The organism is Arthrobacter sp. H41 (assembly GCF_000520535.1).
Classification (GTDB): Bacteria; Actinomycetota; Actinomycetes; order Actinomycetales; family Micrococcaceae; genus Arthrobacter_D.
Window position 1 is genome coordinate 10165 of sequence record NZ_KI914807.1, and the last position, 11350, is coordinate 21514.

Sequence of the window (11350 nt, forward strand, 5' to 3'; positions counted from 1 at the left end):
GCTCAGCCAGCCGATTTTCCAGCCGGTGAGGGAGAATGTCTTGCCCGCCGACGAGATGGTCAGCGTACGCTCCAGCGCTCCGGGGAGGGTGGCGATGGGGAGATGGGGAATCCCGAAGGTGAGGTGCTCGTAGACCTCGTCGGTGACAATCACAGCGTCGTACCTGGCGGCGAGCTCCACCACTTTCTCCAGCGCTTCCCGGCTGAAGACGATGCCCAGGGGGTTGTGCGGATTGTTGAGGACCACCACCCGGGTGCGCTCGCTGAACGCGTTCTCGAGGGCTGCGAGGTCCGGCTGCCAGTCCGGAGCCACCAGCGGAGCGGTGGTGTGCGTGGCCCCGGACAGGCCGATCACGGCTCCGTAGGAATCGTAGAAAGGCTCGAAGGTGAGCACTTCGTCGCCGGGGCCGGCGAAGGCGAGAATCGCCGACGCGATGGCTTCGGTGGCTCCGGTGCTGACGATGATGTCGGTCTCGGCGTCGGGAGTGAGGCCGTAGAACCTCTCCTGGTGCCGGGCGATCGCCGTCCGGAGCACGGGCTGGCCCTTGCCGGGAGCGTACTGGTTCTCGCCATTGCTGATCGCCGCCCGGGCGGCGTCGAGGATCTCGGCAGGGCCGTCCTCGTCAGGGAAGCCCTGCCCGAGGTTGATGGCGCCGTGCTGGAGCGCCAGTCCGGTGATCTCCTCGAAAATGGTGACGCCAAGACCGCCTCCCTCCGCGAGCAGGTTGGCGCCGCGGGCGGTGCGTTCCCATGGTTTCGGGGCTGTGGAACCGGAGGCGCCGGGGCTGCGCGGGAAAAGCGTCATGACTTCAAGTATTACCGCAACCAACGTTTCCGGCTGTGGGTGGGCCCTGCAAGGTGGGTAGGTTAGGAGGATGCGCCGCGCCGTCTGCCCCGGATCCTTCGACCCCCTCCACAACGGCCACGTGGAGGTGATCACCCGGGCGGCCGGCCTCTTCGATGAGGTGGTGGTGGCGGTTTCGACGAACTACGCGAAGAAGCACCGGTTCACCCTCGACGAGCGCCTGGCCATCACGCGGGAGACCTTCACCGCCCTGCCGAACATCTCGGTGGTTCCGATGGGCGACGGGCTCCTCGCCGAATTCTGCAGGGAGCAGGATGCCGGCGTGATCGTCAAGGGCCTTCGAACCGGCCGTGACTTCGAGTATGAGTTGCCGATGGCCACCATGAACCGGCAGCTCACCGACGTCGAGACCGTCTTTCTCCCGGGAATGAACAGCTACCTCCACTTGTCCTCCACCCTGCTGAAGGAAGTGCAGTCCCTCGGCGGTGAGATCTCGCAGTTCGTGCCGGAGGCGGTGATGCGGCGGCTGACAGCGGACGACGGCGTCGCCTGATCAGTAGTCTCAGTAGCTTCAGTAGTCGAAGTGCGTCTGCGGCGGGCTTTCCGCGTCGACGGAGGTCACAACGCGGCCTGCGATGTCCCGGAGTTTAAGGTTCTCCGCGGAGGATGCGGATCGCAGAATCGCAATCGCCTTTTTCTGGCTGCACCGGTTCTGGGCCATGATGATCCCGACGGCCAGGTCGATGACAGTGCGCGATTCCATGGCCGCGTGAAGGTTTGCTGCGTTGTCGCTGAGCTTTGCGATGCGGATCGCCAACCGGAGGGATTTCGACGCTTCCCGGGCGAATCCTTCCGCCACGGCAATACTCTTCGCGCTGAAGGCATCGGGTTTCGTGGAGTAGAAGTCCAGGCCCGCGCTGGCTCCGTCCTCAAGAAGGATGGGAATTCCCAGGGCGGAGCGCACACCGTACCCGGCGATCGCCGTGCGGTATTCGGGGAAGCGGGTCTCCGTGAGGAAGTCCGGGATGTGCACTGTGTAGCCCTCGCGTGCAGCGCGGAGGCATGGTCCGTCGTCGAACCCGTACTGGACCTCGTCCATCTGCCGTGCCTGGTCACTGCTGCCGGCGATGGTGATCATGGACCGCGGCCGGAGCAGCGTGACTCCGCAGAACACCTCGCCGTGGGCGCCGGTGAAGGCCTCCGCGGATACCTTCACGAGGTTGTCCAGGAAGTCCTGGACATCGGAACTCTCCAATACCATGTCCTGCATCAGAGCTGCCGCTTCATTCCTTGCCTGCTCGAGCGCCAATTCGTTCTCATCGGGCATGGTCGTTGATCCTTCTGGGGTTCGTGACGGGAAGGGCTTCGTGACGGGGAGTGGAAAAGGAGGAGCCTGGTGGCAAGCGTACTTCGGGATGGCGCATTGCGTTCAGACAGGGGGGCGCACGTGGGCCGCACGCAGGCCGCCGTGAGGCCCACGGACTCCTCGACGAACCGGAACATCCATTCCACAGGACCCAGGTCCGGCGTGGTCGGCGCCATGGTGAAGGCCGAGTCCGAGCACTGCCGAAGGTTGGTAGCGCCCTCGAGGAATGGTAGCGGGACGTGACGACGATAACTTTCTCCCAGCCGTTGTCCTGGGCCAGACGCGAACCCGACCGGGCTTCTCCGCGCGTCGTCAGGGGTTCCGGGGTGAAACAGATCCGGGAGGAAGCGGGCAGCCCGCACAGCTTATCGGCCTCCCGATTGCCGGGGAGCCTGGTTGACGAGAGGACGAGTAGGGAGCATAGCCCTCCTCCACGAGCCGTTCACCTTCCTGCGACCGTTCGACCGATGCGCCGCCGAGGACTACGACGGCGTCGGCACGTTCCGGCTGCTGAGGATTCCCAGTGCCGGCCGGATCAACCGCCTGAGGCGACCGCCCTTGCGGTCGGCAGGCCCGGAAGTGTCACCCGGCCGAGCTCACGCGAGGACCCGTGCAGGTCGGGAACCGTGGCGCCACCCGCGCGTTTTGGGCTGGGACAACAACTCAGGCTAAGATGATACGTCGGTCATATGTTCTACAGGAGTCACCATTAAAAGCGATCTCAGTTCGCCTTTGACATTCAGTGTCAGAGAGCTCGGGCGCAGCCCGGGCAGTATGCGGACAATCGAAGAACATGTTCCCGCGCCGAAGGATTTCTCAGTGGCGCTGATCGGTGTGCAGGAAGGTTCAGCAATGGACCTGAACCTACGCCTTGAAGCAGTCCACGAGGGAATCCTCGTGTCGGGAACCGCAGACGTCGAAGTTACCGGCGAGTGCGGCCGGTGCCTGGAGCCCATCCGCTTTGACAGCGATGTGGATATCCAGGAGCTTTTCTACTACAGCGACTCCGAGTCTCTGTCGGCAGAAGAGGAAGAGGAGCAGCACCGGGTCGAGAATGATGCAATCGACCTGGAGCCGGTGCTGAGGGACGCAGTGGTTACCTCGCTGCCGTTCCAGCCGGTGTGCCGGGAGGACTGCAAGGGTCTGTGTGCCGAATGCGGCGCGCAACTGAATGACAATCCCGATCACCATCACGAGATTTTGGATCCTCGCTGGTCTGCCCTTTCAGGGCTGGCCGGCACCGTCGCTGAGAATGATGCGGCACCACGTAAAGAGTCGGACGAGAGAGAAGAGAGTTAGTCGTGGCTGTTCCAAAGCGGAAAATGTCCCGCGCGAATACACGTGCACGCAGGTCCCAGTGGAAGGCAACCGCGCCCAAACTGGTGAAGACCGTGGAGAACGGCCGCGTAACCTACAGCCTTTCCCACCAGGCGAAGGTCGTTTCGGACTCCGCCGGTACCCCGCTGTTCCTTGAGTACAAGGGCCGCAAGGTAGCCGACGTCTAATAACGGATCGCGGCGGCGGAGGGCCTTGTCGGCCCTGGCTGCTGATCGCGCCTTATGCGGAAGCGTAAGTGAACGTGGCTGATACAGAAGAACTGACCCAGCGTCTCGGCGTCGATATCGATGCCGGGGCGCTTCGTCTTGCCCTGACTCATCGGTCCTATGCGTATGAGAAGGGCGGCATCCCCACGAACGAGCGGCTCGAGTTCCTGGGGGACTCGGTGCTCGGTCTCGCAGTGACGGATGCCCTGTACCGCGAGAACCCCGACCTGTCGGAGGGCGATCTCGCGAAGCGGCGGTCCGCCGTCGTCAGTACGCGCGCCCTCGCGGGTGTGGCGCGCAGCCTGGACCTCGGCCGGTACATCCTTCTCGGCCAGGGGGAGAAACTGACGAACGGACGCGACAAGCCGTCCATTCTTGCGGACACCATGGAAGCGGTGATCGGTGCGGCGTACCTCAGCCAGGGCATCGAGACTGCACGTGCCATGGTGATGCGACTCATCGCGCCCCTGCTCCAGGACGCCACCGTGCTGGGTGAGGGTACCGACTGGAAGACCCGCATCCAGGAACTTGCGGCGGCTAGACGGCTCGGCGTCATCGACTACCGGGTCACAGGCACCGGGCCCGACCACGCGCGATCCTTCGAGGCGCTCCTGGTGATCGGCGGCACTCCCTACGGCACGGGGACAGGCAACTCGAAGAAGGAAGCCGAGCAGGCCGCGGCGGAAGCCTCGCTCAGCATGCTCCTCGGATCCGCGAGCCTCGCCGAAACCAAGTAGGCCCGCTTGCCTGAACTTCCGGAAGTCGAGGTGGTCCGCCGGGGCCTCGCCCGCTGGGTGACCGGGCGAAGCATCGACGACGTCGAAGTCCTCGACCCGCGGTCGCTGAGACGGCACACGCTGGGGCCGGAGGATTTTCGGGGCAACCTCGCCGGCTGTCGGGTGACCGACGTGGTCCGCCGCGGAAAATTTCTCTGGCTGCCGCTGGGCCTATCGAACGCCGAACTATTGGACCGCGAGGTGATGAACGGCGAGCCGCCCCTCGCGCTCATGGCGCACCTCGGCATGAGCGGCCAGCTGCTCATCGAGGACCCCGGCGCGCCGGATGAGAAGCACCTCAAGATCCGGCTCACCCTGTCGGCGGCCAACGACGACGGCGAACCCCTCCCGCGCGAACTGCGCTTCATCGATCAGCGCATCTTCGGTGGGATGTTCGTCACGTCCCTGCAACCCACCGCCGACGGCAAGGCCGGTGGACTGGGGAGCAGCGGGCTTCCCCTGATTCCGCGGGAAGCCTCCCACATAGCCCGCGATCCTTTGGACCCCGACTTCTCCTTCGATACCTTCCTCACCCGTCTCCGCGCCCGCCGGTCAGGGATCAAGAGAGCACTGCTCGATCAGGGGCTGATCTCCGGTATCGGCAATATCTACGCCGACGAGGCCCTGTGGGCGGCGAAGCTGCACTATGCGCGCGCTACCGATACGCTGCGCCGGGCGGAGGCCCACCGGCTCGTGGATGCCTGCCGGGACGTGATGACGCGCGCGCTCGAGGCCGGGGGCACAAGCTTCGATTCGCTCTATGTCAACGTCAACGGAGCCTCCGGGTACTTCGAGCGCTCCCTCGAGGCCTACGGGCGGACCGGCCGGCCCTGCCGCCGGTGTGCGCTGACCGGTAGGGAGACCCTGATTCGGCGGGACATCTTCATGAACCGCTCCTCCTTCAGCTGCCCCCGGTGCCAGCCGAAACCACGCGGCCTCCCCGGGTGAATCTGCGGGACAAATTGAGCTAAAACTGAGGAAAACCGAAGGCACACTTCGGGTTTCCGCAAGCCCTCACTCACCCCTGTAATCCAAATGTGACAATACCGTGTTCATTGGGTAATCTTTAGAACGCGCCGGTCCAGAGGGACTGGCGCCCTTGGTCAGACTGCCTAACCCTGTCGGTGACCGAAGGAACCGTTCGTACACATCCGACAGGGGCGGGGGAACCGATAGCGGGCTTTCTCTGGAAAGCCCTAGGGGTAAAGACGCAGACGGAACACATCCACACGGGATGTGTTCCGAGAACTGTGTCCGGGTGTCCCACCCGAACCCGACAGCTAACTTCGTAGGCATTGGGAGAGGCACATCCATGTCCAAGAATCGTCATGTCGCGCGCCACAGGGCAACCCCCGAGCGCACCAACCACTTCAAGTCCGCAACGCGTGCGGCATCGGCCGCCGGTCGCCCGGCAGCTGTAGTAGTTGCTGCTTCAGGCATCCTGCTGGGAGCCGCGCTTCCCGCTTCGGCCGGCGTCGTAGCTCCAGCACCCCAGGCTGCAGCAGCCTCCGGTTCGTACACCGTGAAGTCGGGTGACACCCTCGGAAGCATCGCTTCGGCCAACGGCGTCAGCCTCAGCGCAGTGTTCGCGGCCAACGGTCTCAACGGCTCATCGATCATCTACCCGGGCCAGAGCATCGCCCTCTCGGGTGGCGCCGCAGTTGCTGCAGCACCCCAGGTACAGGCTGCAGCATTCATTGCTCCCGCTCCCGTAGCGGCCCCGGCTGCTGTTCCTGCCATGAACTTTGGCGCTGCAAACACCGGCGTATCGCTTCAGTCGGGCGATATTACCCCAATCGGCGCAGCTTCGACGGCACCTGCAAGCTCCAAGGCAGCCACCATTGCTGCAGCGGCAATGGGCCAGATCGGCGTTTACCAGGACTGCACGATGCTCGTCACCAACGCCCTCGCAGCCGCAGGGATCAACTTCCACGACTGGCCCGCCGGCTACCTCGGCCTTGGAACGCAGGTCAGCGCCGCTGCAGCAGTTCCCGGCGACCTCATCTACTACACCAACGGCGGCGCCGGTGTCCCTCACATCGCTGTCTACATCGGTGGCGGCGAGGCCGTTCACGGTGGATTCAACGGCAACCAGACGGTTGTAGCACCGGCCGAGCTCGGCTCCGGTGGCGTCTACATCCGTGTCAACTAGCATTACCTCTCGGGCTTCGGCTCTCCCAGTGGGACATTAGTAGGGACCGGTAGATTCGTCTGCCGGTTCCTACTGTTTAAAGGGCTTCCGACGGCTAGCGACTGTTTGGTGTGCTGCCTCACGGGCAGCGCGCCCGAAAACGACCTACGCACTTGCTAACGGCCAACGTGCTGGTTCAATCACGTGCGAATGTCGTTTTCAGCAGCGAATTCCCGAAAGGCAAGAGGTTTTCCGCGGTACCCTCCCCACGAAGCGGGTTCCACCGCACACCGGCAGCCGGCGGTACTAGCGCCGGTAGTGATCAGCGAGCTTCTGCAGGCCCTGCTCGATGGAGACCGCAGGTTCCCAATCGAGCAGGGCCCGTGTTTGGCGCTGGTCGAACCAGTGTGCCGTGGAGAGCTGCTCGGCGAGGAACCGCGTCATGGGCGGCTCGTCGGCGGCCCCGGCAACGGTCCACACTCGTTCGACGAGGGAGCCGGCGGTCCGAGCCAGAGCGCCGGGGACATTCCAGCGAGGCGGTTCCGCGCCGCCGGCCCGGCAGATTCCGGAAATCAGCTCCCCGACCGGACGCGGCTCTCCGTTGGTGACGACCACCGCGCGGCCCTGCACGAAGTCGATCCTTCGTAGGCACGCAACGATTGCCGACGCCGCGTTGTCCACATAGGTGGTGTCGATCAGCGCAGTTCCGCCGGCGATGACCGGCAGGCGCCCCGCCCGTGCGCGAGCAATGACCCGCTCCACAAGCTGGGTGTCTCCGGGACCCCAGACGATATGAGGGCGCACCGCAGCCACCCGGAAGTCGGGAGTGCTCATCTCGAGGGCAAGCAGTTCCGCCAAGGCCTTCGACCGGGCGTATTCGCCACGGGCTCTGGCAGGCTCCGCCGTCGTCGTTCCCAGACCCACGATCGGCTGCCCCGCGTGCGCGACCGACGGGGACGACACATAGACGACGTCGCGCACGCCGGCGCGGCGGGCCTCCTCCAGCAGGTTCCGGGTGCCCTCCACATTGACGGCCTCGAAGTCGGAGCGGGGTCCCATGAAGGAGACCTTCGCTGCAAGGTGGATCACGGCGTCCACGCCGTCGACCGCCCGAGCCAGTGCTGCGCGGTCCGTCAACGATCCTGCGTGGTCAGTGACGCTGGATAATCCGGTGGGCCGGCGCTGCAGGGTGCGCACCGAATCTCCGGCGGCGGCCAATAGGGTTGCTACGGCGCGGCCGAGCATACCGCTGGCTCCGGTGACGAGTATCTTCACGGGGTTCGGGAACTACCGCCCGCGAGCACCCCGCCGGCCCACTTCGCCACCTCGGCGCGGTCGATCTTCGCGTTATGGCGGATGTCGACGGGCAGCGCCGGCACGGTCAGGATGGCCGCCAGATCCACGCCGGCCATCCGCGCCGCGCTCCGGGCGCGCTCGGCCAAACCGGCATCAGCCAGCACGGGTTTCCGGGTTCGCCTGCGGTTCCTGCCGGGTGCGGGAAGGGGCTCCACGACGGCCACGACCGCCTGCGTACCCGCTGGTCCCACGCCCACGACGGCGGCGAGGCGCACGGCGTCGAGCTTTTCAAGCGCCTGCTCTATGCCGACCGGAGTTCGCACCGCGCCCGGGGTGGTGATGATATGGCCGAGCCGGCCCTCCACCCACAGCCTGCCTGCCTCGTCGAAATGGCCCACATCGCCGGTCCGGTGCCAGGGTGCCGTGCGGGAGGACATTTCCTCGGTACGCCACAGGCGGTGGTACCGGCTCTTGACGTGCGGTGCGTCCACCAGGATTTCACCGGTGATGCCGGGCTCCGTGGTGGGAGTGCCGTGCGGGACGCCGTCGTCGGACAGCGCGCTCACCGCAAGCCGTGCTCCCTGGACCGCCCGGCCCACGCAGACTCCGTTTCCTGCGCCGCGTACGACGCCGGGCGTCGCGCCGGCGGCATCCGCGGTGGCCTCCGCTTCGGCATCTGCTTCAGCGGCTAGGATCCCTTCGAGATCGATGGTCGAGACGGGCAGCGCCTCGGTCATGCCGTACGGCGTCGAAAGGGACGCGACAGGCAGCAGTTCCTGCACCTGTTGGAGGAGGAGCGCCGGGACCGGAGCCCCGGCCGAAAGGACAGTGGTGACCCTGCCCAGAGCCAATTTGCCGGAAGCGGTCAGGCCGTCCCTCGTCGCGACGATATTGCGCAGGGCGGCCGGGGCGGCGAAGACAGCAGTCGCATCGATGGCTTCGGCGGCGTCGGCCAGCGCTCGCGCCGTGAGGGTTTTCGAAGCGGTGACCTCCATGTCCGGGGTGACCGAAGCGGCACCCAGGGCCGGCCCGAGCAGGGCGAACGGCGCGAAACCCGCAACAAGCGCGCCTCCCGGGCCCAGCCCGAAGGTTCCGCCGACGGTGTCGCGCATGCCGGAAAGCTGCCGGTGGGTGTACACCACTCCCTTGGCCGGTCCGGTGGAGCCCGAGGTGAAGAGGATGGCGGCGTCGGCGTCGGGGTCGGGGTTCTGGTCTCCCACCGGACCTGGGGGAGTGGTACGCAGCGTTTCGAGGGACGACTCGACGTGGAGCGCCCGTTTGCCGGCTGAGAGGGTCCCGACGCTGATCCGTCGTCCGGGCCAGCCGAAGAGCCTCGCCGCAAGCAGCGCGCGTTCGATGCCGACGACGACGTCGGGCACGCTGCCCTTCACCGCGCGCGACAGGCCCTTGGTGCCGAGCCCCGCGTCCGCGACCACGATGACCGCGCCGATGCGGAGGCACGCGTAGATCAGCACGGTCAGGTCAACACCGGGTGGAACCATCAGGCTGACACGGCTTCCGGATCCCACTCCGAAGCGGGTCAGGCCGGCGGCCACGGCATCGACGTCGTCGGCCAGTTCCCGCCACGACATCGATCGGCGAATGCTGTCCCTGCCCATCTCCGCCACGGCGAGCGAGTCCTGCTCAGGTCCCGCCGAGCGCTCCCGAAGCTGGTGCCACAGGAAGGTGGGGGGAGGCGCAGCGGGCGGTGCCGAAGCTGCCGTCGAGGCTTTACGGGATCCGGTGGGGAAGCGTTCGCCGAGCCATCTGAAGATCGTTCCTGCGACGTCGGCGTCCTCCTGGAGGAGATGGCCGGCGTCCTCGAACCGGTGCACGTCGGCTGAGGGGAGCCGCCGGGTGAGGTCCTCGAGGTAGGTGTCGGTGAAAATGGGGTCGCGGGGACCCCACACCATCAGGGACGGCACGTCGAGGGTGCGGATGCCCTCGGCGATGTCGGTCAGGGCCGCGTAGCTGGGGTGGGACGGCGTCGCGGGAATATCAGAGACGAAGTTGGCGATGCCGGCGCGGTCGGCGCGGGTGCGGTAGGGCGCGCGGAAGGCGGCACGGACCTCAGACCGGAGCTTCGGGCGCGCCAGGGCGTGCGTGACGTCGAGGAAGGCCGACGTGGTCTGGGTTCCGATGCGGTGCACCCCGGGCAGCAGGGCCAACCGGAGGAGCGACGGAATGGGCTTTGTGGGCTCCTGGTGGATGGCGGTGTTCGTCAGGATGACCCCGGCGAGGTTCGCGCGGTTGCGGTGTGCGTACCCGAGGCTCACCACGCCGCCCCAGTCATGGCCCACGGTGACCAGCGGGCCGTCGAGGTGGAGCGCTGCAGCGAAGTCCTCGAGGTCGGTCACGCGATCGGCTAGCCGGCGGAAGGTGCGGGTGCGGCGGGAGAATCCCATGTCGAGCTGGTCGACCGCAATCACCCGCCAGCCCTCGAGGACGCCCTGGGCCAGCAGGGTGCGCCACAGATAGGACCACGTGGGGTTGCCGTGGACGCACAACAGGGTTCCCCGTACGGCGGTTCCGGCCGCGGAGAGCTGGGGGCCGTTATCCAGGTAGTGCCACGAGTTGACCGTTCCCGGGTTGTCCGCCGCCGAGGCGGAGGGCACGTCAACATAGCTCGACCACGCCGGGTCGACCCCGGGCAGTGCTACCACGCAATCTCCATCATCGAGGTGTTGAGGCCGGAGCCGACGCCGAGGCACAGTACGCGGTCGCCCGGTGAGAGCGACTGCGCCTCCTGCGCGAGGGTCATCGGCAGGGATGCGGGACCAACGTTTCCCCAGTGGGGGAACGTGATGGGCACGCGCTCGCGGACGAGGTTGACTGCCTTGATGATGGCGTTGGTATAGGAATTGGACACCTGGTGCGTGACGTAGCGGTCCATCGAGTCCCACTTCCAGCCGTCGGTCTGTGCCTCGTGCCAGGCGGTGACCACGAGTTCGAGCCCGCCGTCGAGCAGTCCCTTGGTGTCGGTGTACATACCGTCGATGCCACCGACGCACAATTCGTGGTGCTGGGTTCCCGCGCGGGAGACGCCGCCGAGGATGCGGTGCGATCCGGGATGCTCGTCGGCCGGACCGATCACCGCGGCGGCCGCACCCGAACCGAGCGTCAGGGTGGCGAACTCGCTGAGGAAGTCCTGGCGGGTGGAATCCGGCCGGTTGAGGCGCTTGAAGGTGGCTTCCTGCGTGCTCTGCGCGTCCTCGCCGGCTACGATCAGCGCGTACTTGATCTGGCCCGAGTCGATCATGTTGGCCGCAAGGGTGATGCCGTTGACGAACCCGAGGCAGGCGTTCGCAAGATCGAAATTCATGGCCGACGACGGCAGGCCCAGGGTGTGATGGATCTTGACGGCAACTGAGGGCTCGAGGTTCCGCCGCGTCACCGAGGTGTTGATCAGCAGTCCCACCTGGCTCGGCTCGAT

Annotated in this window: 12 protein-coding genes and 1 riboswitch; of the genes, 6 read left to right on the forward strand and 6 right to left on the reverse strand. The window is 66.2% G+C overall.

Annotated features, from left to right (window positions below):
* On the reverse strand, window positions 1–804 hold an 804-nt coding region (locus Y705_RS19440; protein ID WP_155850049.1), incomplete at its 3' end, for an aminotransferase class I/II-fold pyridoxal phosphate-dependent enzyme.
* Between the two features lie 70 nt (window positions 805–874).
* On the opposite strand from Y705_RS19440, the gene coaD reads away from it, so the two are divergent.
* Window positions 875–1357 (forward strand): pantetheine-phosphate adenylyltransferase, encoded by a 483-nt coding sequence (coaD, locus tag Y705_RS0111660; protein ID WP_026532983.1) that lies wholly within the window; start codon window positions 875–877, stop codon window positions 1355–1357.
* Window positions 1358–1375: 18 nt separating this feature from the next.
* On the opposite strand, the gene Y705_RS0111665 is transcribed toward coaD, so the two are convergent.
* Window positions 1376–2131: a GAF and ANTAR domain-containing protein gene (locus Y705_RS0111665; protein WP_049822660.1), complete on the reverse strand. Its 756-nt coding sequence runs from the start codon at window positions 2129–2131 to the stop codon at window positions 1376–1378.
* Window positions 2121–2534 (reverse strand): ElyC/SanA/YdcF family protein, encoded by a 414-nt coding sequence (locus Y705_RS23670; RefSeq protein WP_081738006.1) that lies wholly within the window; start codon window positions 2532–2534, stop codon window positions 2121–2123. The genes Y705_RS0111665 and Y705_RS23670 overlap by 11 nt, the downstream gene beginning before the upstream one ends.
* Window positions 2535–2944: 410 nt before the next feature.
* Here Y705_RS23670 and Y705_RS0111670 point away from each other — a divergent pair, with 410 nt between their 5' ends.
* The 5 genes from Y705_RS0111670 (at window position 2945) to Y705_RS0111690 (ending at window position 6642) form a co-directional block, all read left to right on the forward strand.
* Complete coding sequence (locus Y705_RS0111670) at window positions 2945–3469, forward strand: YceD family protein (protein ID WP_444826186.1); 525 nt, start codon at window positions 2945–2947, stop codon at window positions 3467–3469.
* A 2-nt stretch (window positions 3470–3471) separates the two neighbouring features.
* A complete protein-coding gene (rpmF, locus tag Y705_RS0111675) occupies window positions 3472–3675 on the forward strand; it encodes a 50S ribosomal protein L32 (protein WP_026532986.1) in 204 nt (67 codons plus the stop codon).
* A 74-nt stretch (window positions 3676–3749) separates the two neighbouring features.
* Complete coding sequence (gene rnc, locus Y705_RS19445; protein WP_049822664.1) at window positions 3750–4451, forward strand: ribonuclease III; 702 nt, start codon at window positions 3750–3752, stop codon at window positions 4449–4451.
* 6 nt (window positions 4452–4457) lie between these two features.
* Window positions 4458–5438 carry a bifunctional DNA-formamidopyrimidine glycosylase/DNA-(apurinic or apyrimidinic site) lyase gene (mutM, locus tag Y705_RS0111685; protein ID WP_026532987.1) on the forward strand — a complete coding sequence of 327 codons (981 nt, stop codon included), beginning with the start codon at window positions 4458–4460 and terminating at the stop codon, window positions 5436–5438.
* A 151-nt stretch (window positions 5439–5589) separates the two neighbouring features.
* A riboswitch (cyclic di-AMP (ydaO/yuaA leader) is annotated at window positions 5590–5799 on the forward strand.
* 3 nt (window positions 5800–5802) lie between these two features.
* Complete coding sequence (locus tag Y705_RS0111690; RefSeq protein WP_026532988.1) at window positions 5803–6642, forward strand: C40 family peptidase; 840 nt, start codon at window positions 5803–5805, stop codon at window positions 6640–6642.
* A 285-nt stretch (window positions 6643–6927) separates the two neighbouring features.
* On the opposite strand, the gene Y705_RS0111695 is transcribed toward Y705_RS0111690, so the two are convergent.
* The 3 genes from Y705_RS0111695 to Y705_RS19450 all read right to left on the reverse strand — a co-directional run.
* Window positions 6928–7896: an NAD-dependent epimerase/dehydratase family protein gene (locus tag Y705_RS0111695; RefSeq protein ID WP_026532989.1), complete on the reverse strand. Its 969-nt coding sequence runs from the start codon at window positions 7894–7896 to the stop codon at window positions 6928–6930.
* Window positions 7893–10580 carry an alpha/beta fold hydrolase gene (locus Y705_RS0111700; RefSeq protein WP_026532990.1) on the reverse strand — a complete coding sequence of 896 codons (2688 nt, stop codon included), beginning with the start codon at window positions 10578–10580 and terminating at the stop codon, window positions 7893–7895. Before Y705_RS0111700 ends, Y705_RS0111695 begins: the two co-directional genes overlap by 4 nt.
* The coding region (locus Y705_RS19450) for a 3-oxoacyl-ACP synthase III (RefSeq protein ID WP_253908593.1) at window positions 10574–11350 on the reverse strand (777 nt) is incomplete at its 5' end. The genes Y705_RS19450 and Y705_RS0111700, both read right to left, overlap by 7 nt.